At 44.2% G+C, this 23,766-nt stretch carries 20 protein-coding genes; 11 read left to right on the forward strand and 9 right to left on the reverse strand.

The window, feature by feature from the left end; genetic code table 11:
- Positions 1-36 precede the first annotated feature (36 nt).
- The gene (locus DUN60_RS23950) at positions 37-939 is read left to right on the forward strand and encodes a LysR family transcriptional regulator (protein ID WP_208638368.1); all 903 of its coding nucleotides are present in this window, start codon (positions 37-39) and stop codon (positions 937-939) included.
- Between the two features lie 263 nt (positions 940-1,202).
- Here the strand turns inward: DUN60_RS23950 and DUN60_RS23955 are convergent, their stop codons facing one another.
- Positions 1,203-1,841, reverse strand: coding sequence for an HAD family hydrolase (locus tag DUN60_RS23955; RefSeq protein ID WP_016786469.1), 639 nt, complete (start codon positions 1,839-1,841; stop codon positions 1,203-1,205).
- Positions 1,842-2,294: 453 nt separating this feature from the next.
- The gene (locus DUN60_RS23960; RefSeq protein ID WP_114635783.1) at positions 2,295-2,639 is read right to left on the reverse strand and encodes a DMT family transporter; all 345 of its coding nucleotides are present in this window, start codon (positions 2,637-2,639) and stop codon (positions 2,295-2,297) included.
- Positions 2,640-2,961: 322 nt separating this feature from the next.
- Here DUN60_RS23960 and DUN60_RS23965 point away from each other — a divergent pair, with 322 nt between their 5' ends.
- From DUN60_RS23965 to DUN60_RS23985, 5 genes are all read left to right on the forward strand, one after another.
- Positions 2,962-4,110 carry an S-(hydroxymethyl)glutathione dehydrogenase/class III alcohol dehydrogenase gene (locus tag DUN60_RS23965; protein WP_012601124.1) on the forward strand — a complete coding sequence of 383 codons (1,149 nt, stop codon included), beginning with the start codon at positions 2,962-2,964 and terminating at the stop codon, positions 4,108-4,110.
- Between the two features lie 157 nt (positions 4,111-4,267).
- The gene (fghA, locus tag DUN60_RS23970) at positions 4,268-5,107 is read left to right on the forward strand and encodes an S-formylglutathione hydrolase (protein ID WP_114635687.1); all 840 of its coding nucleotides are present in this window, start codon (positions 4,268-4,270) and stop codon (positions 5,105-5,107) included.
- 159 nt (positions 5,108-5,266) lie between these two features.
- Positions 5,267-5,599 (forward strand): DMT family transporter, encoded by a 333-nt coding sequence (locus tag DUN60_RS23975; RefSeq protein ID WP_009846216.1) that lies wholly within the window; start codon positions 5,267-5,269, stop codon positions 5,597-5,599.
- Between the two features lie 145 nt (positions 5,600-5,744).
- Positions 5,745-6,146 carry a hypothetical protein gene (locus tag DUN60_RS23980; RefSeq protein WP_017083094.1) on the forward strand — a complete coding sequence of 134 codons (402 nt, stop codon included), beginning with the start codon at positions 5,745-5,747 and terminating at the stop codon, positions 6,144-6,146.
- Between the two features lie 237 nt (positions 6,147-6,383).
- Entirely contained in the window at positions 6,384-7,121 is a 738-nt protein-coding gene (locus DUN60_RS23985) for an NUDIX hydrolase (RefSeq protein WP_114635688.1), read from the forward strand.
- Positions 7,122-7,260: 139 nt separating this feature from the next.
- Here DUN60_RS23985 and exaC read toward each other — a convergent pair whose 3' ends face one another.
- Positions 7,261-8,781 (reverse strand): acetaldehyde dehydrogenase ExaC, encoded by a 1,521-nt coding sequence (gene exaC / locus DUN60_RS23990; protein WP_114635689.1) that lies wholly within the window; start codon positions 8,779-8,781, stop codon positions 7,261-7,263.
- A gap of 353 nt (positions 8,782-9,134) precedes the next feature.
- On the opposite strand from exaC, the gene DUN60_RS23995 reads away from it, so the two are divergent.
- The 3 genes from DUN60_RS23995 to DUN60_RS24005 all read left to right on the forward strand — a co-directional run bounded on the left by DUN60_RS23995 (position 9,135) and on the right by DUN60_RS24005 (position 15,022).
- Positions 9,135-10,925, forward strand: coding sequence for a sigma-54-dependent Fis family transcriptional regulator (locus DUN60_RS23995; protein ID WP_114635690.1), 1,791 nt, complete (start codon positions 9,135-9,137; stop codon positions 10,923-10,925).
- Between the two features lie 110 nt (positions 10,926-11,035).
- Positions 11,036-12,529 (forward strand): cryptochrome/deoxyribodipyrimidine photo-lyase family protein, encoded by a 1,494-nt coding sequence (locus DUN60_RS24000; RefSeq protein ID WP_114635691.1) that lies wholly within the window; start codon positions 11,036-11,038, stop codon positions 12,527-12,529.
- Between the two features lie 378 nt (positions 12,530-12,907).
- A complete protein-coding gene (locus DUN60_RS24005; protein WP_114635692.1) occupies positions 12,908-15,022 on the forward strand; it encodes a methyl-accepting chemotaxis protein in 2,115 nt (704 codons plus the stop codon).
- A 193-nt stretch (positions 15,023-15,215) separates the two neighbouring features.
- On the opposite strand, the gene DUN60_RS24010 is transcribed toward DUN60_RS24005, so the two are convergent.
- On the reverse strand, positions 15,216-16,067 hold the full coding sequence (locus tag DUN60_RS24010; protein ID WP_114635693.1) for a LysR family transcriptional regulator: 852 nt from the start codon (positions 16,065-16,067) through the stop codon (positions 15,216-15,218).
- A 98-nt stretch (positions 16,068-16,165) separates the two neighbouring features.
- Between DUN60_RS24010 and DUN60_RS24015 the strand changes: the two genes are divergently transcribed.
- Positions 16,166-16,813, forward strand: coding sequence for a glutathione S-transferase family protein (locus DUN60_RS24015; protein WP_114635694.1), 648 nt, complete (start codon positions 16,166-16,168; stop codon positions 16,811-16,813).
- Between the two features lie 77 nt (positions 16,814-16,890).
- Here the strand turns inward: DUN60_RS24015 and DUN60_RS24020 are convergent, their stop codons facing one another.
- From DUN60_RS24020 to DUN60_RS24040, 5 genes are all read right to left on the reverse strand, one after another.
- Positions 16,891-17,124: a helix-turn-helix domain-containing protein gene (locus DUN60_RS24020; protein WP_017054877.1), complete on the reverse strand. Its 234-nt coding sequence runs from the start codon at positions 17,122-17,124 to the stop codon at positions 16,891-16,893.
- Positions 17,125-17,134: 10 nt separating this feature from the next.
- On the reverse strand, positions 17,135-17,683 hold the full coding sequence (locus tag DUN60_RS24025) for a DUF2975 domain-containing protein (RefSeq protein ID WP_054546226.1): 549 nt from the start codon (positions 17,681-17,683) through the stop codon (positions 17,135-17,137).
- Between the two features lie 130 nt (positions 17,684-17,813).
- Positions 17,814-18,752, reverse strand: a complete 939-nt coding sequence (locus DUN60_RS24030) for a LysR family transcriptional regulator (RefSeq protein ID WP_114635784.1) — start codon at positions 18,750-18,752, stop codon at positions 17,814-17,816.
- 121 nt (positions 18,753-18,873) lie between these two features.
- Positions 18,874-20,367 (reverse strand): DUF1254 domain-containing protein, encoded by a 1,494-nt coding sequence (locus tag DUN60_RS24035; RefSeq protein ID WP_114635695.1) that lies wholly within the window; start codon positions 20,365-20,367, stop codon positions 18,874-18,876.
- 119 nt (positions 20,368-20,486) lie between these two features.
- The gene (locus DUN60_RS24040; RefSeq protein ID WP_114635785.1) at positions 20,487-21,965 is read right to left on the reverse strand and encodes a DUF1214 domain-containing protein; all 1,479 of its coding nucleotides are present in this window, start codon (positions 21,963-21,965) and stop codon (positions 20,487-20,489) included.
- A gap of 279 nt (positions 21,966-22,244) precedes the next feature.
- Between DUN60_RS24040 and DUN60_RS24045 the strand changes: the two genes are divergently transcribed.
- Positions 22,245-23,687 carry an AGE family epimerase/isomerase gene (locus DUN60_RS24045; protein ID WP_114635696.1) on the forward strand — a complete coding sequence of 481 codons (1,443 nt, stop codon included), beginning with the start codon at positions 22,245-22,247 and terminating at the stop codon, positions 23,685-23,687.
- The last annotated feature ends 79 nt before the right edge of the window (positions 23,688-23,766 follow it).

Below are 23,766 nucleotides of genomic sequence, written 5' to 3' on the forward strand. Positions count from 1 at the left end.
CAATAGTTAGATAAACAAGCAAAAATAAGACGGTAAATGCCATTTATGAAACCTAATTGTTCGTTAGACGATCTGCGTTGTTTTTGTGCTGTAGCACGTTCAGGCAGTTTTAAAAACGCAGCCCTATCTTTGGGTATTCCGCTCTCAACCTTAAGCCGCCGCATCCGTCAGTTAGAGGCCGATTTGCAACTTCGCCTGCTCAACCGCGACGCACACCGTATTGTCCTGACCAGTACTGGCGAGCAATACTTTCAACGTTCAGCCTTATTATTTGATGAACTTGATAATATCGACGAAGACCTGCATCGAGATAAACATCAACCACAGGGAAAAATTCGTATATCCGCGCCAATCAACGCAGGTTCGCAATTTCTACGCACGATTTTTTATGATTTCCTACTTCAGTATCCGGATATTAAGCTGGATCTGAACCTATCAAATTCATTGATTGATATCGAAGCCGAAGGAATGGATGTGGTTTTTCGTGTCGGAAACGTAGTAGTCGATAACTGGATTGCTCGGCAGTTAAAACACATTCACTTCATCTTGTGCTCTCATCCTGATTACGATATTTCGACAATAACCACACCTGACAAATTATGCGATCATCCAACCATCATTTGCCATCCGATGACACCATGGCAACTGATACACAAAGAGAGTGGCGAAGAATTTAACTATCACTCGCAAAAAAACGTCAGACTGGAATTGGATGAAATTGTGATGCTAACTCACGCTATAAAGACGGGTTTGGGGATTGGGTATGTACCGGATTATTTTGCGTTGCCAATGATCGCTCAGGGTGAAATGAGCCATGTATTGCCCAACTGGCGTAGCAAAGAACGCACACTGTTTATGCTCTATCGCGATCGGGATCATCTGCCGATGCGGGTACGCCTATTTATCGAATTTGTCATGCTGCGCTTTGAAGCGAATTAACCCCATTAGGTCAATTTTTTCACACATTCATTGCTAAACTTGGTAATGAAAAGTGGCTTGAATAAAATTTAAATAGTCACGTCATTTAAACAACTGTGGGGCAAGAACTGTCAGACAGATTGTCATGAAAGAGCTACAAAGGCTAACTCATAATTGGACAAAAGCACGTTAGAGTAAGAAATCTAACGTGTTTTACTAGGATTAGAAAAAATATCTTGAAGCCTTAAACGCTTGTTATAAGCGTGGTGAAGAGTAGTGCAGACCTATTTCACGAAACTCAGAGCAGTATCTAAACAGTTAAAGTCTTGAATACGCTGGTAGTGATTTACTCTATCACCGACAATCACTACATTAATAGCTAACTCTTTGCACGCTTCTAAGTCCCACTCTGCGTCACCAAAATAGGTAACAGGATAGTTATCAATTTGGTTGATTATTGATTTTGCTAGCTCCATAATTTTGATACGAGAGTAGTGATCATTTGATGACATAATAGCTAGTTTCTCAGTTTCAAAACCCGCTGAATCCAACTTTATCTTGGCTGTTTCTCCCCACCCGCCTGTAGCAATAGAAACAATATATTCGTCACTGTCTAACAGATATGACACGAATTTTTTGGCTCCGGATACTTCTTGAGCAGGTGACGTTTTAACAGATTGCTGAACATTACGGATAAAAATAGGCTTAACGATACTCTCTAATTCAGCTAGAGAATATTTGAGGTCTTGTTGCTCAATAAAAGTTTTTAATATTCCTCTATCTGTGACAAAGGGATAACTACCCCAATCTGTCGATATTTCAAGCCCTGTAGTTTCTCGCACAGCATCAACAAAACACTGTTCATCCATTTCATATGACTGGAGTAGTGTTCCATCAATATCTAACATTACATGATGTTTCATTTGATTCCTTTTAAACTTATGACATTTTTAATAATAGGCAGTCTCGCTTTTCTACCTGCCCGCCTTTCGATTAATTTATCATAAGCCACTAAAATTAAAGAAAATACATCGAAATGTGTACTCTATCCTCACATAAAAAGGCGCAAGCGTGTTATCACTTCTTAACAATGCATGTTATCCAAGACATGAAAATCATAAACCTATTAAAGAAACAATAATTTTACAAAACCAACCCTCGACAAAGCGAGACCAAACACTCAATAAAACATGCCACTTTCCATATTCAAACAACATTCAAACTTAATAAACTGTAGATATAAAGAAAAGAAAGCAAAGATGGTCAGTAAATCAGCCATGAACTTGATATTAGGTTTTGTAGGGAAAACGCACGCCCCCTAAAATGTGTAGAGCATTTGATCTAACAAGTTTTGGGGCAGAAGCGAGTTAGAGCTCCTAATGACTCACCGACGTCGAATACAGGTTGATAATCACCACGCCCACCAAAATCAAAGCGATACCGATGATCGCGAAGATATCCAGTTTTTGCCCGTAGACTAACCAAGACAAAGCTGCGACTAGCACTATCCCTGCCCCACACCAAATCGCATACGCCACACCCAAAGACATGGTTTGCACCGTGAGAGACAACAGATAAAAGGCACAGCCATAACCGACTAGCACTGCGGCAGTGGCGGGTAGAGAAGTAAACTGTTGTGTTTTAGGTAATAGAGAAGTGGCGACAACTTCAAGCATAATAGCGAGTGACAGCATCACTGAGGGCGGAAGAGATAAAAGCATGTTTGAGTCTACAACGAGAAAATAGGCGGAAAGCTTACGTCCCATTTGTTTCTAATAAATGTCTTGCCTACATAGTTCCTGTTTACTGTGTCCTTAGATTTTCTGAGTAATCAACCCTCCTTTCAGAACCCTTCTGAATACATCCATTATTACAAATACGTAATAATCATTTTCTATTTAAGGGGATTATCAAAACATGCACTCACACCTATACTAGCTCCAACAAAACGAGAGAGCGGAAACAATTAAGCTCAACTACGCTTAACGGGTTGAATTTAATTGCACAGTTATCCGCTGTACTGACATATATAGGAAACATCCAATGACAATCGAAATTAAACCTGGTCAAACGCATATCAAATCAAAAGCAATGGTTGCATGGGCAGCTGGCGAGCCACTAAAAATGGAAGAAGTTGATGTACAACTTCCTAAAGCTGGTGAGGTTCTAGTTCGCATCGTTGCTACTGGTGTTTGTCACACTGACGCATTCACATTATCAGGAGACGATCCAGAAGGTATCTTCCCTTCAATTCTTGGTCACGAAGGTGGCGGTATCGTTGAGATGATCGGCGAAGGCGTTACAAGTGTTGAGATTGGCGACCACGTTATCCCACTTTACACCGCTGAATGTGGCGAATGTAAATTCTGTAAATCTGGTAAAACTAACCTGTGCCAAGCCGTTCGTGAAACGCAAGGTAAAGGCCTAATGCCAGACGGTACAAGCCGCTTTTCTATTAATGGCGAAACGATTTTCCATTACATGGGCTGCTCGACTTTCTCTGAGTACACAGTACTTCCAGAAATCTCACTAGCGAAAGTAAGCAAAGAAGCACCACTTGAAGAAGTTTGTCTTCTAGGTTGTGGTGTAACAACGGGTATGGGCGCGGTACTGAACACAGCTAAAGTTGAAAAAGGCGACAACGTTGCTGTATTCGGCCTAGGTGGTATCGGTCTTTCTGCAATCATTGGTGCTCGCATGGCTGGTGCTGACCGCATCATCGGTGTAGATATCAACGAGAGCAAATTCGAGCTAGCAAAACAGCTTGGCGCAACTGACTGCATCAACCCAACTAAATTCGACAAGCCAATCCAAGACGTTATCGTTGAGATGACAGACGGCGGTGTTGAGTACTCTTTCGAGTGTATCGGTAACGTAAACGTAATGCGTCAAGCACTTGAGTGCTGTCACAAAGGTTGGGGCGAATCAGTAATCATTGGTGTTGCAGGTGCAGGTCAAGAGATCTCAACTCGTCCATTCCAACTAGTGACTGGTCGTGTATGGCGTGGTTCTGCTTTCGGTGGTGTTAAAGGCCGCTCTGAGCTTCCAGAAATCGTTAACCGTTACATGGCAGGTGAGTTTGGTCTGCAAGAGTTCATCACTCACACAATGGGTCTGCAAGACGTAAACGAAGCATTCGACCTAATGCACAAAGGTGAATCTATCCGTACTGTTCTACATATGGATAAGTAATTCTCCTTGGTCTCGGCACTTAGGTGTCGAGACCACAGTTCTGACTTAAACATCAGAGCGAAACTGTCTTCACCACCTCCTGCCCGGTGGGTGGTGAAACTTTAAATGATATAGACATGTTATTCCCCAAAACCATCAACCTAACGGAGCACAATAGATGACAATCGAAAACATTAGCCAAGCAAAGGTTGCTGGTGGTTGGCACAAACAATACACCCACTTTTCTGCAACGCTTGACTGCAACATGCGTTTTGCGATTTTCTTGCCGCCTAACGCAAGCAAAGAAAACCCAGTTCCTGTTTTGTATTGGTTATCAGGCTTGACCTGTACCGATGAAAACTTCATGCAAAAAGCCGGCGCGTTCAAAGCTGCGGCTGAGCAAGGCATCGCTATTGTTGCACCCGATACAAGCCCACGTGGCGAAGGCGTTGCCGACAATGAAAGCTACGATCTCGGCCAAGGTGCAGGCTTCTATGTGAATGCCACTCAAGCACCATGGGACAGCCATTACCACATGTACGATTACGTGGTAACAGAGCTCCCAGCGCTGATTGAATCTTTCTTCCCAGTAACATCTGTGAAATCGATTTCTGGTCACAGCATGGGCGGACACGGTGCCCTAACGATTGGCATCAAGAACGAAGATAGCTACCGTTCTATCTCGGCATTCAGCCCAATCACCAACCCAATGCAATGCCCTTGGGGACAGAAAGCATTCAACCAATATCTAGGCTTAGATATTGAAGAGTGGAAACACTACGATGCCTCTGAGCTTCTCAAAGCCAATGGCACTAAGCTGCCAATGTTGGTTGACCAAGGCGAAGCGGACAACTTCCTAATTGAGCAGCTTAAACCTGAGCAATTAGTCGAAGCGGCTAAGGTAACTAATGCCGATTTAGAGCTACGTATGCAGCCAGGTTACGACCACAGCTACTACTTCATCTCTAGCTTTATTGATGAACACATTGAGTTCCACGCAGCTTACTTAAACAAGTAGCCAGATGAATTTAGCCCGCACCTTGCAAAAGCGTGAGGTGCGGGCTTTTTTGTGCCTGCTATTTGGGCGAGTCCGCTGTAACTCAATAGCAGCAACAACGATTCACTCTTTCAAACATCCCGCTATACCAACAAAACAATACAAACTAAAGGTACGACTATGAGCTGGTTTTTCTTAATGATGGGCGTGATGGCAGAAGCACTTTCTCACGTAGCACTTAAAGCAACCGACGGTTTCAGCTTATCTAAACCTATCCCTGCTTTATTGGTGATTTCAGGACACTTGGCGGCATTTCTATTTTTGAGCCAAGCTATGAAAGGGATGCCAGTTGGTGTGGTTCACTCTTTGTGGGCAGGTTTAGCTATCGTGACAGTGAGTCTGATTTCTACGTTCGTTTACCGCCAGCACCTCGATACCATGGTGTGGATCGGCATGTTATTCGTTGCGGCTGGTGTTGTGATGATAAACCTGTCGCAAGGTCACTCGCACTAGTGTAGATAATGACTTATGAACAGTGTGTCAATTCGTTCAAATTTCCTAACAGACAGGTGTCACCTTCACTTATTCATACTCTTACAATCAACAAATCAAACCTGTTACCATAGCGCCTTCAACATCACCTATTTTGAAGGTTGCTATGAAAGCAATTAAGACTCTTTTCTTCCTGATGGTTTTATTGAGCGGTCTGTTTACCGCTTGGCTGTTTATCCCGATTCCAGCGACCATGGACAAGCAAACGCTCGACGTTCCATTAACGGAACCATTCAAGCTTGTGGCGTACCGCAGCAACCCGAATGATGCGAGCAAGCCACTGACTTACCACTACTATGTGATTTCAGATGTGGTTGGCGTGGACGACATGGACCCGTTCCTAGTTACCACAGACCAGTTCGTGAAGCTTGGTGAATTCGACGAGAACACATTCAACTTAACAGTTAACGGTAAGATCGAGAGCTACACCAACGATTTGTGGATCAAAAAGGCCGACGGCAAACTGCAACACTGGTACGTAAGTGTTGACGCTAACTATGTTCGCTAAGATCGAGCTGCCATAGACCCTATTTCAAGACTGCGCTTTGGCTTCCAAGCGCAGTTTTTTGTTTCTAGCGCAATTTTTGTTTCAAGCCGCCCGCTTTATACTCTCCCTCACTTTTTACCCACCACTGCCGTGCTCTTAAAAATGCTACAAGCAGAGCAGGTTTTATAAGCTCTTGAGATAAGATAAGCTCCACCTAGGCTCGACTCCCAATAAATCAAAAATAATAAAGGATCACTAGTGGAATTTACGCTCGACAAATTTAACGGCATCATCATTGACCCAGCAACAGCCCCTCACGATGCTGACTCTTTCAATGCCGAACTCAGCGAGATCACCGAATTTTCAAAGCAGAATAACAAAGGCATCATTTGGATTAGTTTACCTATTTCACTCTCGCACCTTATTCCGGTGGCGACTGAGCTTAGCTTTGTGTTCCACAACTGTTTGGAAGACGAAATTACACTGATCCATAAATCCGAAATTGTAGAGTTTGTGCCTTTCATCCCTACCCACACCTTGGGCGCTGGCGCGTTGATCACTAACGAACACAACCAAGTGCTGATGATTAAAGAGCACGGTATGACTGGCTACAAGTTACCTGGCGGCCATATTGAGTTGGGTGAAGGTATTGAGGAATCGGTTGTTCGAGAAACCTTGGAAGAAACCGGTATCGAGGCAACGTTCGTTTCTGTGGTTGGCATGGCGACAAGACACCCGTATCAATTCGGTAAATCAAACCTCTACTTTATTTGTCACCTTATCGCTCAAACTCAAGATATCGCGATTCAAGACACTGATGAAATTGCAGAAGCTAAATGGATTGATGTTGAAGAGTATATTAACAACCCCGACAGCTACCCATTTAACCGCCAATTAGTCGGTTCTCTGATAGGAAAGCAAGGCTTGGAACTCACTCAGCTAGAAGGCAACTATGGCCCTGTCCACAAGCCAGAGATCTTCTTTTCACAAAGCTAGAACGATTCAGACATAAAAACGCCCAACTCACATGAATTGGGCGTTTTGGTTTTACTTTTTGTTTTTATTAAAGCCGACTGCGTTGTTAGTTATTCTTTGTACCCATGATTCATTCTCATTCTTTTAGAACGAACCTGTATTAGAAGAAGCCCAACGGATTAGTATCGTAGCTGATCAATAGGTTCTTAGTATTTTGGTAGTGGTCGAGCATCATCTTGTGTGTCTCACGGCCGATGCCTGATTTCTTATAACCACCAAACGCGGCATGTGCTGGATAAGCATGGTAACAGTTCACCCAAATACGCCCCGCTTCAATGTTGCGCCCCATGCGATACGCTAGGTTTGCATCACGCGTCCACACGCCTGCACCCAAGCCATACTCGGTATCATTGGCGATCTCTAACGCTTCTGCTTCATCTTTAAAGGTAGTTACCGCGATAACAGGGCCGAAGATCTCTTCTTGGAATACACGCATCTTGTTGTGTCCTTCCAGCATGGTTGGCTGAATGTAGTAACCGTTGCCGAGATCATCTGGTTGTTGCGCGATTTCACCACCTGTTAGCACTTTCGCACCTTCTTGACGACCGATTTCTAGGTAGCTCAAGATCTTATCAAACTGCTCTTTTGAAGCTTGTGCGCCAACCTGAGTATCGGTATCTAGCGGGTTACCTTGTTTAATAGTTTGAGCACGCTCGACTACCTTGGCGATGAACTTGTCGTATACCGATTCATGAATCAACACACGTGATGGACAAGTACACACTTCACCTTGGTTGAAGAACGCAAGCAGCATGCCTTCGACACACTTATCTAGGTATTCATCTTCATGGTTAAAGATGTCTGGGAAGTAGATGTTTGGAGACTTACCGCCAAGCTCAACCGTTGATGGAATCAAGCTTTCAGCCGCACATTTCAGAATATGATGTCCAACTTCAGTTGAGCCAGTAAAGGCCAACTTAGCCAAACGATCACTGGTTGCTAATGCTTGACCCGCTTCGCTACCAAAACCATTCACGATGTTGACCACGCCTGCAGGCAGAAGATCGGCAATCTTTTCCATCATCACCAAGATCGATGTCGGTGTTTGCTCGGCGGGTTTCATCACCACGCAACAGCCCGCAGCCAGTGCGGGTGCCAATTTCCAAGCTGCCATTAAAATCGGGAAATTCCAAGGAATGATCTGTCCCACCACACCAATCGGTTCTGGGAAGTGGTAACTTGCTGTGTTTGAATCTAGCTCAGCTGCGCTGCCTTCTTGTGCTCGGATACAACCCGCGAAATAACGGAAGTGATCAACAACCAAAGGGATATCTGCCGCCAGAGTTTCTCGTACAGGCTTGCCGTTTTCCCACGTCTCAGCGACCGCGATTTCTTCAAGGTTCGCTTCAATGCGGTCGGCAATTTTAAGCAGGATGTTGGAGCGCTCAGTTACACTGGTCGATGCCCAACTCGCACGAGCTGCGTGCGCCGCATCCAATGCCAAGCTGATATCCGCCTCGGTTGAGCGCGCTACTTGGCAATACACCTGACCATTCACTGGGGAAGTGTTATCAAAATACTCGCCGTTAACAGGCTTCACCCACTCGCCACCGATAAAATTATCGTATTGCGCTTTAAAGTTCACCACTGCGTTATCACTACCCGGCTGTGCGTAAATCATAGTTAGATCCTTCTTTGATTTTTAGTCGTTGTTCATTCGTTATTGAGCTTATGTTGTCGAGCTAGCATGGCGGCTTCCCTTGAGAACAGATCTCATGAAAAGAGCTCTAAAAAAGAGTGTCACCATGTTTATTCTTTCTGTTTAAAACACTGATACTTCGTGTTTTCTTCACAACAGTAACAACGCAAATCACACGCCAGAACTTCAAAACTTGTTGTTAATAAATTGTAAAACTATGATTACCAAACGTTTACAACCCAAAGTGAGTTGGCATTGAACGGACGTATGGAAACCAATCCAGTGTTCAACTGTTCCAAATTGGCACACCCTCACTGTTACGACATGGAACAGTCATGCACCTTCAACAAGCAAACACCTCAGATTGGCTTTCGTCTTCTTGGCACCGCAGCACAGAAGCGGGTCTAAAACAGAGACGACTTCCCGAAGACATTCGCCTGCCACAATCGATTCTTAAACAGAGACGTCACCAATCTTCGAGCTTAATTCAAATAGTCGAACGTAATGCTCTACCTCTGTTTAATCAGATGTTTGCACGCACTGACAGTCGTTTGATTTTGACCGATATTGAGGGCGTCATTCTGGCAAGTTGGGGACAGGAGCGGTTTAAGGAGAAACTGACGTCAATTGCACTCAGCTCAGGAGCGTGTTGGCAGGAACAACTCAAAGGCACCAACGCGATTGGCACCGCCATTGTGGAAGCGAAACCCGTATCCATCATTGGCGAACAACACTTCATCCACCAGCATCGATTTATCAGTTGTTCAGCAAGCCCGGTGTTTAATCATCAAGGTCAAATGGTTGGCGTATTGGACATCACCAGCGAGCAGCAACAGCACGACAGTTCGGTGCAATTACTGGTTCAAAATATGGTTCAGCTTGTTGAGAACCAGCTACTGAGTCACATCCCACAAGGCACCACTCGTATTGACCTCGCGTGCGAGAAATCACTACTGCACAGTGGTTGGCAAGGGATAGTAATAGCCAATGAGGCTGGCGAGGTAGTCGCGCACAATCAGGTCGCCTCTCAACTGCTGGATCAAACCTCGATCGTCGGCGAATGCATTGACACCCTCTTCAATCGAACCTCATTAGACACGCCCTTTGTATTTGAAAAACAGCATCTCAAACAACCAACCACCAAACGCACGCGCTCCATTTCAGCATCGTGTGATCTGCACCATGGCGAACAACAAATTGAACACGCTTGGCAACAAGCCAATAAGGTTATCGACAAAGGGATCAGCTTGTTGATCTTAGGAGAAACTGGCGTTGGAAAAGGTGAGTTTGTTAAAGCATTACACAAGCAAAGCCAGCGTAAATCGTCGCCCTTAGTTGCGGTGAATTGTGGGGCACTACCGAAAGATCTTATCGAATCTGAATTGTTTGGTTACGCGCCGGGGGCTTTTACAGGCGCAAGCCACAAAGGTTTCCAAGGTAAGATCCGCCAAGCAGACAAGGGTATTCTGTTTCTCGATGAAATTGCCGACATGCCATTGGAGGCTCAATGCCGATTGCTGCATGTTCTGCAAGATAAATCCGTAGTGCCTGTGGGTTCAAATCAAAGCTACCAAGTCGATTGTCAGATCATCGCAGCCACCCATAAAAACCTAGAACAGTTAGTTACGACAGGAGAGTTTCGGCAAGATCTGTATTACAGACTAAACGGCTTAGCCTTCACCTTACCAAGCCTGCAACACCGACAAGACAAACACGCCTTAATCGAGCACATTCATCGTAAATATGCCGAAGACGAACAGACAATCTGCCCGCACTTAATGAGCTTACTGTGCGCCTATTCTTGGCCGGGCAACATACGTGAATTAGACAATTTACTTAAGGTCGCCGCCCTACTCGCCAGTGACGAAGCAATACTCACGCTAGAACATGTACCTAGCCATCTTGCTCAACACCTCACGTCATTAGCGCAAGATGATCATCATAAGTTCATCACAACCAATGCTATCGAAGGTAGGCCAAAGTCCGATTTAAGAAGTACCGTTGAAGAAACCTTGCTACAAACCTATCAAGCTAACCAAGGTAATATAAGCAAGACATCGCGAATACTCGGCATCAGCCGCAATACCATTTATCGAAAATTAAAGAGTTTGGGGATTCTCCAATAATCACCATGGACGATCCTAGCCCGACCTTTCGTTATCAATAAATAAAATTCACTTCCAGTGAGACATTTTGCCCTCTGACTCGTAATACTTCAAAACGAACGAGGGCTCAGATGCAAACAATCAACATAGTGTGGCTAAAGCGAGATTTAAGACTCACCGACCACGCACCTTTACTACATGCTTTATCTGATAAACACCCAACGATATTGCTCTACATTTTCGAACCCATGCTGTTAAACAATGCCCACTATTCTGAGCGACATTGGCGATTTGTTTGGCAGTCACTGCAATGTATGAACCTGTCATTGAAAGAGTACGGGCATCAGGTTTCAGTACTCCATGGTAACGCTATCGACTGCTTCGAAGCGGTTCAATCTCGTTACCACATCCAAAATGTATTCTCCCATCAAGAGGTAGGCTTAAATTGTACTTTCGATCGTGACAAGCAAATCTCTGACTGGTTTCAAGAACACAACATCCATTGGCAAGAGTCCGCTCAGGGTGCTGTCGTGAGAGGGTCAAAAGACCGAATCGGTTGGGACAAGCACTGGAACAGTGTAATGCGTGCCCCAATGGCCAAAAGTCAGTTGAGCGCAGAATCACTGCACACCCTTAATGCTGTAGAGCTTGAATTGGAAATCGAGCCTCCACAAGCATGGTTAACCAAAGGTAACGGCATACAAACTGGCGGCAGCGCACTAGCATGGGCCACTTTGCATGATTTCTTTGAACGCCGTGGTCGTGATTATTACCGCAGTATCTCAAGCCCAGAAGCCTCACGACACGCTTGCACTCGCCTGTCCCCGTATTTGGCTTGGGGCAACATATCGCTACGTGAAGTTTATCAACACCTATTGGAACACTGGCAAGTTACAGGGTTTCGTCGCAGCCTAATTGCCCTTTCTTCAAGGCTTCACTGGCACTGTCATTTCATGCAGAAGTTTGAATCGGAATGCGAGATGGAATTTCGCTGTATCAATAACGCCTACGAAGCACTATTACAAAAAGAAACGATAAAAGATCCAGCACGTTTACAGGCATGGAAGGCGGGGATGACTGGCGTGCCATTGGTCGACGCTTGTATGCGCTGCCTACATCATACGGGCTATATCAATTTTCGTATGCGCTCTATGCTGGTGAGCTTTCTAACGCATCATATGAATATGGACTGGCGTGATGGTGTCACTCACTTAGCGCAGCTGTTTCTCGATTTTGAACCCGGTATTCATTACCCACAGTTTCAAATGCAAGCAGGGGTAACAGGGATAAACACTATCCGAATTTACAATCCGACCAAGCAAGCGCAAGAACACGACTCTGATGGAGACTTCATCCGAAAATGGGTGCCAGAGCTTTCAGACATTCCTACCCCACTTCTGTTTGAACCATGGAAGATGACACCCATGGAGGTGATGATGCATGATTTCGAATCTAACTCACCCTACTTAGATCCAGTGGTAGATATAGAGGCGAGCGCAAAAGAAGCACGCGTACGTTTATGGTCGTGGCGAAAACTGGCTGAGGTAAAACAAGAACGAAGCCGTATTTTGGCTCGCCATGTCAGGCCGTCGAAGAAGCAAAGCAAATCGACACGGGCGCGCTAATACAACGCGTCCCCTCTTTAAATCACTTATAAAAAGATTAGTAATTCATTAGGTTAAATAAAATTAATTGTGACCGTTGTCATATAATGAGTAATCGATACACGGTCACAAACTAGAAAAGCTGAATCGCAGCCTTAGGAAAACATCAAGCTGTCCTAATTATCATGAACACTAATAAATACATAAGGTTAGCGATTGCTAAATGATGATTTTTATCTTCCTCTAAACGTTGCGACCAAAGCCAAAACTACACGTTATGCAATCCTATTTATAATTTTGATCTCCCTATTCTTTTTGTGTTCATTATTCTGAATTTCCCATTCACTTATCTTGTTTAAAATCTCTGGGAAATTACCAATATTTGGCTATAGGGATCATATGTTTAACAGTATACGTACGCGAATTGCGGTGAGTGCAGGTGGAGCAATGGCTTTCACTCTGTTGATCGCAATGGGCATGACCACCAGCGCATTTACCGATGTGAACAAACAAGTCACTGAAAAAGTAAAGACGCAGCTGACAGACGCCACAACGACAGATTTGCAAAACACAGCCATTCAACAAGGTTTGAACATTGCCAACCAACTTAACCCTGTACTAGCAAACCTTAAGCAAGCACGCTCCATTATCGAGCTAAGTTCACAAACCCACGCAAGCGCAGACCTTATCGTTAAACAGTTTACTGCCGCCTTGGAAGCACAAAACAAAGCTGTATTTGCTGGCTACATGGTGTGGGAGAACAAGAATTGGCCACAACAAACCGATCTGAATAACGAGATCAGCTTGGACACCGAATTAGGTTTTAACAGTCAGGGCTACCTTGCGCCTTTCTTCTCTCCAAATGATCAGAACAGCTTTGATGCCGTCGCAATGGAGAGCTTCAGCAATACCGAACTCAACAGCAACGGTGAGCGCAAAGACGACTGGCACTTAATGCCATACCAAACCGGTAAGACATTTGTGATGGAACCCTATTTCTATCCAGTTCGCGGTAAGCAAGAGCTCATCACTACCATCAGCCAACCAATCAAACAAGACGGAAAAATCATTGGCTCAATTGGCTTTGATTTGTCTTTGTTCGAGCTTCAAAGCCAAAGTGAATTGCTTGCACGTAACTTGTTTGATGGCGAAGGAAAAATCCTTATTACATCATGGAAAGGCATAACTCTCGCCAACAGCCGAGCTGGAAACATGGTGGGTAAAAGAGTCTCTTCTGAATTGGAATCCGAATGGTCGACAATTCAATCTATCGCTAAACGAGAAGGTGCAGGCCTTGTTAATTTCGGCGGCGATGAGTACGCAATAACAGCCATTGATACGAGTGATGCGCCATGGGTAGTCATGGTATCCGTTCCCAGTAGTCACCTTACAAAAAGCGTCGACGACTACACGCAATGGAGTGATGTACAGAATTCAAAAGCACTTGAAAAAGGTGTGTGGGCGGGGATCATCGCAGCTATTCTAGGTATTGCCTCAATGGCATTCATTGCCAATTCTCTGGGCAAGGTTCTAAACAATTTAGTAGAGCGTTTTAAAGATGCTGCACAAGGCGAAGGCGACTTAACTTACCGCATTGAAGTGAAAGGAGAAGATGAAACCGCTCAGCTTGCACACTGGTTCAATACCTTCCTATCTCGTATGCAAGAGATGCTACTTACCGTGATGGTAACGGCCGACCAAGTAGATAAAAACGCAACAGAAGGCCAAGCTCGTGCTGAAGTTTCACGTGACCAGTTGAACTCTCAGGTTAACGAGGTGAACTCACTTGCCACAGCCATTAATGAAATGAGTGCGACTGCGCAAGAAGTGGCAAGCTCAGCCGTTCAAGCAGCCGCAGCAGCAAGCCAAGTACAAAGCAACAGCCTTAATGGCATGACACGCATGGACAATGCCGCCAGCGCTGTAGACAGCTTGGCTGTTCAGGTCAATGACGCACAGCAACAAACGCAAAATTTGGTCGATTCGAGTACTGCTATTCAAGGCATCTTGAGCGAGATTGGTGGTATTGCAGAACAAACCAACCTACTTGCGCTCAATGCCGCTATTGAGGCTGCACGTGCGGGTGAAGCAGGACGAGGCTTTGCTGTCGTGGCAGATGAAGTACGTAACCTCGCCAATCGCACTCAAGGCTCGACAGAAGAGATTCGCTCGATGCTGGCTCGCCTAGAGCAAGAGACTCAATCTATCGTGATATTGATGGAGCAAAGCCAGAAGCAAGCGAATGACACCAAAGGCGAAACCCAAGCAGCACATCTCGCTTTATCAGAAATCAACCAAGCGATTGAAGTGATTAATGACATGAACAATCAGATTGCTTCGGCTGCTGAAGAGCAAAGCTCAGTGTCAGAAGAGATTAACCGCAATGTAGTGATCATCAATGACACCGCTGTGGAAGTGATGGGCACCATGACATCCTCAGTAGCAATAAGTAATGAGCTGACAGTGAAAGCCGGAGATTTGCACGGTGAGTTAAGCAAGTTCAAGCTTTCTTAATTACCAACAACGTCTCACAATAACTAGGCCGAGAAACACCATATTTTCGGAGAAACGCGATGTTCTCGGCCTATGCATTTCTTAATTCGTACTCAACTTCAAACTCATCGATTGCATTTCATTTATCAAAGTTCATCTAACAAAGATCGCTTAACAAAACTGTCCTAACCAAACTATCCCAATATAAATAAAGCTACTCAGAATCTAACTCGACAAGTTGATTGAGCACTTCTTTGTCTAATACGGGGTGATGCGTACTCGCAAGGATCAGCACAATATCCACTGCTGGTAACGGCGGCATGTCTTCAAGAATTTTCAAATCCGGAGTCACGCTGAGCCTACCCATAGCACCAATCGCTAAACCCGCTTTAACAATTGCTCGCTGCGCAGAAGCCGTATTACTGCACGCCAGCAACTGATAAGACGTACCTTGCTTGGTTAAACCATTCACTGCTGCAGCATGATATTTACAGTCTGTTTGAAACAAGGCTAATGGAACAGGCTTGGAACCATCAAACACAAACTCAGGGCTGCTAATCCACACTCCGACATCATGAGTCAGCCAATACCCCTCTTCGCTGTCGGGCGCTCGGGTGACAATTGCGGCATCTAAACGGCCGTCATCCAACCACTCTCTCAGCGTAATGCTGGGCAGGCTGAATACTTGAATAGAACAGGTGGGTTCTGCTTTCTGCAACAGGCGAATCACTTTCGGCAGAATGGTGTCGTTGTAGTCTTCAGGGCAGCCGAGTCGTAGAGGTTGTTTGTCTTCGTAACGCTTTACTTGCTTGAGGGCTGTATTGTGGAGCGCGACCAACTGTTCGGCATGAGAACGCAGCGCTAAGCCCGCTTCAGTGAGTATTAAATTACGTCCTTCTTTTTGGAAAAGAGTGACGTTGAGTTCTTCTTCCAACTTACGCATCTGAGCACTGAATGCCGATTGGGTGCGGTTGATCTGTTTCGCAGCACGCGTGAAGCTACTGGTTTCTACAAACGCGAGAAAGCCTCGCAACGCATCAATGTCCATATTGAAATCACCACCCATCGTTTTTATTAATGTATTGCATCAAAATTATCCGTTAGTGCCTCGCAATACAATCCCCTAAGCTCAAAAGCATACCCACTAAACGCAAGGAAGCAACGATGCAGCTTTATATTGGAAACCAGAACTACTCAACTTGGTCACTGCGCGCTTGGTTAATTTTCGATAATTACAACCTGAATGCAGAAGTCATCAAGCTTAAACTTTTCACCTCTGATTTCTACGACACTCTGGCGAAAGTGACACCAACGGCCAAGGTTCCAACCTTAGTTGATGGTGACGTTGCCGTGTGGGATTCGTTGGCCATTCTCGAATACGTTAACGACGCCCACTTGAACGGCGCAGCATGGCCTAGTTCAATGAAAGAACGCGCCCATGCCCGAGCTATTTCCGCAGAAATGCACTCTGGATTTTTTGCCGTCAGAAATGAAACGCCAATGAATTGCCGCGCACAACGAAAGCTCACACTCAGTGAAGATGCACTGAAAGACATCGCTCGTATCGATGCCATCTGGTCAGCGCAAATGGATCTGTACCCAGAGGGATGGTTGTTTGGTGAATGGTCTATTGCCGATGCGATGTTTGCACCTGTGGCTTTACGTGTAGAAACCTATGGAATACAACTTTCCGAAAAGGCATCACAGTATCAACAACGCGTGCTTAACAGCCCATCAATACAAAAATGGTTGGCAGAGGCAAGCTTAGAAACCGATGTGGTTGAAGAGGATGAGGCAGGCGAGACTGTATAAATAGTTAGCAATGAGTCTCGATAAGGGCATCGAGACTCGTTCATTATTAGATAATTAGAAAGCGATTTCCTTACCGGCTACTCTTCAGCAACGCTGTCTTGATGATCATTCGGTTCAAACTCCAAAATATCACCAGGTTGGCACTCTAAAACTTCACACAGCTTATCGAGTGTCGATAGCCTTACCGCTTTAGCTTTACCATTTTTTAATACTGATAAGTTGGCTTCAGTAATCCCAACTTCTTTTGCCAATGTCTTCAATCGCATTTTTCGTTTGGCCATCATAATGTCTAAATTAATGCGGATAGTCATGACAAGTCCTTTAAATGGTTTGGCTATGTTCGTCAGCCAGAATATAACCTTCTTTCATCACCCATGAGATGATCAAAATAATTATACCCAATATCAGTGTTAAAAAGTCCATACCAACAAAACTAATCTCAAAGATACGTTCACCTGGTGGATTATTGAACGACAGAATCACTGACATCAATGAACCATAGATAACTGAACCTAATACCCAATAAAACAGGCTATATCCGAGCTTCTGGTAGGACATTGCGTTTTCTAAAGAGAAGATTTCACCTCGCTCATAGTTACGGAATAAACGTATCAGAACCATCAGTGCGTACATAAGGATACTGGACATCAATAAGCCTGTGAACGCAGCAACGATTCTTGTTGTCATAGTAAGCGGCAACATCGTGAAATACCCGATGTCGTAGGTAAGATAAAAAATGCCCGTCGCACTAATAAAGTCATAGGGAGTCTCAACTGTTAGCCAGAAGTAGCACACCATTATAGGGGTAAGTACAAAAAGGGATTGCAATAGCATACGTACACGTCGGCTTTGTTTTTGGATGTTAGACATACTTATATTCCTGTTGAATTGACAGGAGGATACTAAGATCAAAATAAACGCCAATCAATAAAAAATTATCGCTTTTCGATAATTTTTTATTGATTGGCGTTTAGCAAAGAAGCTATTCGCTATTTTATTTTCAGAGTATATTTTCCAACAACCCACTAAATCGTGACGCTATCCACTGATGCGAAGCGGATGTAAATGTACGTTGATGCTGCAATAAATAGAGATCTACGTGATATTGTTTACTGTCTACGAAATCGTAAATGTCCACAAACCGACTATCGAAATCAGGTAGTGAACTCAACGCGTTCATACCAAAAATCACCGCATCTGAGCGAGATGCAATCTCCATTAACACATGAGTTTGAGTACTTCTAAGTTTTGGTCGTTTATTGCTTTCAAGCTCTAACAATATTTGCTGAAGAGGGGTGTTAAATGCTTGTTTGTGGTCTTCTTCTACATTCATCGCGAGCACCGGGTAACACATGATTTCATCTAACGTAGCGTTTATTCCTACTAGAGGATGGTCTCTCCGAACAAACAGTTTGGGGTAAATGGTTCCTAACTTTGTCGCTTGGTATTTTTGATCTAGCGAACTCGAATAATGAATCGCAAAATCTAACTTCCCTTTATCGAGTAAATCATAAGGATTACTTTTCGCTGCCATTTCTATCAAGTTCACATCCGGAGCTTCATCAAATAGCTCTAAAGCCAAATTAGGAAGAATGGTACTGCCCAGAAAAGTAGGCAGGGAGATCGAAAACGTATCATTGCATTCTCGGGGATCAAATTGATTACGCTGAAATAACGCACTCAACTGCGGAAGAATGTGTTGCAGTTCTTTGCCTAACTCTAATGATTTAGCTGTCGGTGTCAGCCCTGTCGATGTTCGAATGAAGAGAGGATCATCGAACGTTTCTCTCAAACGTTTTAAGCTCCGACTCATGGCTGACTGCGAAACAAACAACGCCTTAGCAGCATTGGTGACATTACGTTCTTTAAGCAACGTATCAAAAGCCACCAGTAGATTTAAGTCGACTCGATTCAACTGATATGAAATATCTTTTTGCATAAGCCCTCTAGCTAGATTGAACAATGACATTGTTTAGAATGAAATTACCATAACATGAAAAGATACCCCCAGTTACAGGGGTACCCAATCTAGATTAGCTTTCTATTCTACTTTGATAGAATCACTTGTTTACTTTAATAAAGTCACTTGGCTTCCATGAATTATCAAACCACTTTTCTGTTGGTGAATACATGCGGAAAATAATATTAAAACCCTTACCTTCCGTCGTTTGAACCCAGTTATTTTCCATTCCTTTGGGTGCATTGGGAGCAAAGTGTATGGTTATAGAACCATCGACATTTTTCTGAATACTGTCACTCAAACCATCAATACCCGCAGACTTTTGATCCGTTTCTAACATAGAACGCGTCTGGTTATCGTAAATCATAAATGACCAAAACTTCTCTACAGGTGCATTTGGCGGCAGTGTCACCGTGTAATGTTGACTACCATCCAGTACTTCCTTGTTTGCATCACGTGTCGCCAATAAGTAATCCGACCCTTTGCCTACAGTTTTTGTCACCATATCAGGGGTAATCCCCGTCGCCATGAAGTGGAAAGTTGCTCGCATATCCGAGTCAATCACGCCATTCGCATCTTTAAATTCATGGCCTGAGACTAGCGGAGTAAACCATTGTCTATCATCGTAGCGGAACATTTCTTCTTTAGGATGGAAATAGGTTGAACGTGCTTCAGCCGTTGCTATTTTTGCCGCTTCCGACAGTATTTTCTGCATGCGTTTATTAGGCGCAAACTCCTGGCCTTTTTCTATCCCAATATCTTTGGCTAGCGACAACCATTCTGCATCAAAAATAGCAGTAGGTTCGTACTGAATTAGCGCATTTACCTCATCGTAAAACATCGCGTCCATAGCGTGAATGGTGTTGTAGTCAACACCCGAAATGTTCATAAACTCTGTATTATCCTCTTCTCCATACGGGTAAAGCTTTGTGGTCGCTTTTAATGCTTCAATGCTTTCTTTCATCTCTTCTGGAGAGCTCACAAGGCGCAGTAACAACCAATGTTGATAACCTTCACTAACAATCTCAATGTATCCCTCTGGCACTTCTCCTTTCCACGAAGAATGGCGAACGAAGTACTTACCTGATTTAGCGACGTTGTCTGGGTGAGTCACGCCAATTCTGTCTACATATTTGAACGCAGCATTGTCGAGCAAACCAAGCACAGGAGTAGGAATATCCAGAATAACTGGGCCATTCCTTACATCAATTTCTGATGTGATATACGGTGTGGTCGTATTCGCTGTTAACCAAAGGCTATTCGCGTCTAGATTATCTTCAGAAATCGCGATGGTTTGATTCGGCTTCATGCCGATGCTTTCGTGCCCCAACAATAATCCTTGTATTGAAGCAACTGGGATACCAGATAGAAAAACGCGAACGGCATTGGATACCTGAACGAAATCTTGAACCTTGGTGTGTGTTTCGGCTGTCGGTGCGCCATCGGTATAATTCAGTTCACCTAGATAGGTAGACTCAACCTTATTTGGCGTGATGATGCTCTCTGGTACTTGTGCACTAAATTTAGGTTCAGCAAATGCGAAAGACGAACAACCTAAAGTAATCAGCAACGTAGCAATAATCGATTTTTTCATAATAGTTTCTCTTGTCTAAAGTGATTCAGATAGCCTAGGCCGCACCAATTGATATTCTTCGCTTAGGTGTCACGCTCTAGGCTATTTATTTCCAGAAACGGGTTAGCGTTTATTGCTGGTTAGCCACTGATTTTTTCCATGTCTTCAAGCATCCAGTTTTTGAAGAACGTCTTCGATGTTGGACGGTAAAGTCGGAACAGTAAGAAGTAATCTTCACCACCGGTAGGAACCCAGTTTTCCTCTTGTCCTTTTGGTGCTTCTGGGCCGAAGTACAAATCGTAAGAACCATCTGGATTCTTTTTCATCGTGTCTGCATTTCTAGACGATAGTCCTACTCGGTCGACTCCTTTAACAAAGTTTTTGGTTTCCATGTTGTAAACAATGGCTGACCAAAAATCCTCAACAGGCGTGTCGGCTGGCACATTGAGCTTGTATGTCGCTTTGCCATCGAGCATCTCACCTTTTGAATCACGTAAGCCCGTTAAATAAAAGGTTGAACCGCCCAATTGCTTCGGCAAGTAAGTCACGTAGAAGTACGATGCTGCACGCTTATCGACTAACACCTCATTTTCATCCACAAATGGGAAACCAAGCTGAGCTTGAGGGCCAAAATTCCAGAAGGACCATTGCGATAGAGGCTTGCCATTTTCATCTTTCCATAATGCACTCACCGTCTGATCAGGCTCTACGAATTTCGATTGCATGTGCGCATAAGCCATCAATACACCTTCACGTATCGCTTTTTTCTGCTCATCTGTTGGGTCGAATTTTTTACCTTTTTCGATACCGAGATCTTTTAGTAATGACGCCATCGCCTTGTCTTGAGCTCTGACCGGGTTCTCTTGGATAACGTCATTGATGTCTTGAAAGAACGTCTCGTTGTAATACGGGAGGCTGTCATACGCGACTTCCGTTGCATCTAAGTAGTCTGTTTTGGGTGGGTTTTCAGCATCAACAAGATTGTAGATTTTGATTTTCTTCGCATAATTACCCGCATCTAAATCTGTCGCACCATTCGTTAACGATGGTCTGAATGAAAAACCATACAGATAAGTGTCGGTTTCAAATACCAGATAACCTTGCCTTTCTAGCGCTAGCTTCGAACCAAACTCGTTGTTGTAACCTGGCGGTAAGAAGAGATATTTGCCTCCTTCACCTTCATCAGCACCTTTGTAGCCAACATCCGTGATCGGTACTTCCCATTGGTTCACGACCGAGCCAAAGTAATTTACTTTGTCAGTCGCGGCAGGCACTTCAATAACGACTGGGCCATTTTTAGAGGTTGTGGTTGCCCACGCATAAGCTGTGGTGTCATTGGCAGTGAGGAACCCCTTTTCTGAGCCGAAAGGTTCGTTCACGTAAACCACGTCATTGTAGTCGCCATTCAAATCACGACGGGTTGCTTTCAAAAAATCAATCTGAGTAACGGCAGGCATATAATGAATCGCCGTTTGAGTGGCACGCTGCACCATCATTTTGTATTCAAGGTTTTCAATCTGCGATGCGCGATTAAGGATGTCGTCGGTATCATCAAACGATTGAGAATAAACAGGCATTGTGCTGATAGTGAGTAGCGAAGCTAATAGAAGTTTTTTCATGTTGAGCATATCTCTTCGTAAAGGTGAAACATTCAATTGTTCAAAAAACATCCTTTGTTTGAACCGAGTATACGAACACGACAAAAATTCATCCAATGACTTATAGTCATTAATAATTATTCTAATTTTGGATAATGCTAGATGAGATTCGATTAACTCAATGGCTTGCGAACCATTCCCTCTAAAGTGCTTTAATTTGATCGATTGTGATCGCCGAATCACAATGTGCAGACCTGATTGTTTATATTCAACTAAATTCAAATCATTAAGATAAACATCATGTTACGAGCAACCATCGCATTACTCAGCGTGACCAGTTTCGCTGTATCTGCCAATGTCACCCTTCCCTCTGGAGAAGACTGGATCAATCATGCTTCTGAAGGGCTGGCACCTTATTGGTTAATGCCGAGCGCACAGGGAGAACCGATAGGCAACTTCCCAACTTTCCGCTGTGATGATGGAACACTCCTCGATGTGTCTAACGTTTGTCCTGAATTAGACAAAGGATGGATCACGCCACACTTTGGCAAAGAGTTTACGCGCATGAAATCGCGTCAAACCTATGCCTATGGCGTGCTTTATCATCTTACCGGAGACAAACAAGCATTAGAGCTAGCCAAGCAAGGGGCTTACTACCTTATTGAACACTTAGAAGATGAGCAAAATGGCGGCTTCATTGGCTACACCAAAGAGGGGAAAGTGGGCCAGGATTGGCAGCAACGTACTTCTCAAGATCAAGCGTATGCGCTGGTCGGCCTCGCCATGTACTACTACCTGACGCAAGACAAAAAGGTAGAAGAAGCACTCATCACCCAACAAGCATTTATCTTTGAAAAGTATCGACTTAAAGATGGTAGTGGCCTTGCTTGGATACTTGCTGACGGTGAAGATGGCAAAGCCACACGACGTGAATTGGTCGCGCAACTTGATCAGATTAACGGTTACATGCTGTTAATCGCTCCTCTGTTAAAAGAGCCCATCAAATCAAAATGGCTTGATGACTTAAACTGGCTCACGCAAGCCATGATTAATAACTACCACTCCGAAGGCGAACAACGCTTCTACGGGGCTATTCACGATAAAGCAGCGATGATGCCGAATGCCAATCACAACGATTTTGGACACACCATCAAAGCGTATTGGATGACATATCTAACCGGTCATGCATTAAATAATTCCGATTGGTCGGAGTTTGGTTTAGACGGCATGAAACACACTCTGGATCAGGCGCAATATCAGAAAGACTTTGCCAATGTATCTAACTACTTTGGTGAGCGACTTCAGAAGATGTGGCAAGGGCAAGATATCACGGGCTGGCAGAGCAGACCGCACAGCCAGTGGGCGTCATCATGGGAGTGGGCTGAGCTTGATCAAGCGGCTATGACGGTTTCGCTGGTCGATGGTTCAATGAAAGACGTCCTGCAATACACCTTACCGACCTTTCATGATGTATGGGTCGACCACAAATACGGTGGCGTTGGGCTTGATCCTAAGCGTACTAAAGCTTTCCATTGGGGTAATGGCTATCACCAATTTGAACATGCGCTGATTGGCTATTTATATGCTCAGCAAGTTGACGCTAAACTGGCTGTATTGCACTACGCAAGACCGACCAACACCAATATGCCAATGGAACCGTATTACTATCAAGGGGATGTGGTTAAGTTGGAGAAACTTGGAGATGGAACGCAGAAAGTCAGCTTCAATAACATTCGACCTTAATATCTGATATTCGCTCATCGATACTTTTAGCTGTGGTTTACGGTTAAGACGAAAAAGATGAGTGACTAGCTGTTCGCAA

It is taken from the genome of Vibrio splendidus (genome assembly GCF_003345295.1).
In the GTDB taxonomy this organism is placed as follows: domain Bacteria; phylum Pseudomonadota; class Gammaproteobacteria; order Enterobacterales; family Vibrionaceae; genus Vibrio; species Vibrio splendidus_K.

Excerpts from the sequence above, each read along its gene's own strand:
- fghA (WP_114635687.1), top strand. The coding sequence starts at position 4,268 with ATGACAATCGAAAACATTAGCCAAGCAAAGGTTGCTGGTGGTTGGCAC.
- DUN60_RS24000 (WP_114635691.1), top strand. The coding sequence starts at position 11,036 with ATGCAAACAATCAACATAGTGTGGCTAAAGCGAGATTTAAGACTCACC.
- exaC (WP_114635689.1), bottom strand. The coding sequence starts at position 8,781 with ATGATTTACGCACAGCCGGGTAGTGATAACGCAGTGGTGAACTTTAAA.
- DUN60_RS23960 (WP_114635783.1), bottom strand. The coding sequence starts at position 2,639 with ATGCTTTTATCTCTTCCGCCCTCAGTGATGCTGTCACTCGCTATTATG.
- DUN60_RS23980 (WP_017083094.1), top strand. The coding sequence starts at position 5,745 with ATGAAAGCAATTAAGACTCTTTTCTTCCTGATGGTTTTATTGAGCGGT.
- DUN60_RS24010 (WP_114635693.1), bottom strand. The coding sequence starts at position 16,067 with ATGGGTGGTGATTTCAATATGGACATTGATGCGTTGCGAGGCTTTCTC.
- DUN60_RS24040 (WP_114635785.1), bottom strand. The coding sequence starts at position 21,965 with ATGAAAAAACTTCTATTAGCTTCGCTACTCACTATCAGCACAATGCCT.
- DUN60_RS23975 (WP_009846216.1), top strand. The coding sequence starts at position 5,267 with ATGAGCTGGTTTTTCTTAATGATGGGCGTGATGGCAGAAGCACTTTCT.
- DUN60_RS24005 (WP_114635692.1), top strand. The coding sequence starts at position 12,908 with ATGTTTAACAGTATACGTACGCGAATTGCGGTGAGTGCAGGTGGAGCA.
- DUN60_RS24025 (WP_054546226.1), bottom strand. The coding sequence starts at position 17,683 with ATGTCTAACATCCAAAAACAAAGCCGACGTGTACGTATGCTATTGCAA.
- DUN60_RS24045 (WP_114635696.1), top strand. The coding sequence starts at position 22,245 with ATGTTACGAGCAACCATCGCATTACTCAGCGTGACCAGTTTCGCTGTA.
- DUN60_RS23955 (WP_016786469.1), bottom strand. The coding sequence starts at position 1,841 with ATGAAACATCATGTAATGTTAGATATTGATGGAACACTACTCCAGTCA.
- DUN60_RS24030 (WP_114635784.1), bottom strand. The coding sequence starts at position 18,752 with ATGCAAAAAGATATTTCATATCAGTTGAATCGAGTCGACTTAAATCTA.
- DUN60_RS23995 (WP_114635690.1), top strand. The coding sequence starts at position 9,135 with ATGCACCTTCAACAAGCAAACACCTCAGATTGGCTTTCGTCTTCTTGG.
- DUN60_RS24035 (WP_114635695.1), bottom strand. The coding sequence starts at position 20,367 with ATGAAAAAATCGATTATTGCTACGTTGCTGATTACTTTAGGTTGTTCG.
- DUN60_RS23965 (WP_012601124.1), top strand. The coding sequence starts at position 2,962 with ATGACAATCGAAATTAAACCTGGTCAAACGCATATCAAATCAAAAGCA.
- DUN60_RS24020 (WP_017054877.1), bottom strand. The coding sequence starts at position 17,124 with ATGACTATCCGCATTAATTTAGACATTATGATGGCCAAACGAAAAATG.
- DUN60_RS23950 (WP_208638368.1), top strand. The coding sequence starts at position 37 with ATGCCATTTATGAAACCTAATTGTTCGTTAGACGATCTGCGTTGTTTT.
- DUN60_RS24015 (WP_114635694.1), top strand. The coding sequence starts at position 16,166 with ATGCAGCTTTATATTGGAAACCAGAACTACTCAACTTGGTCACTGCGC.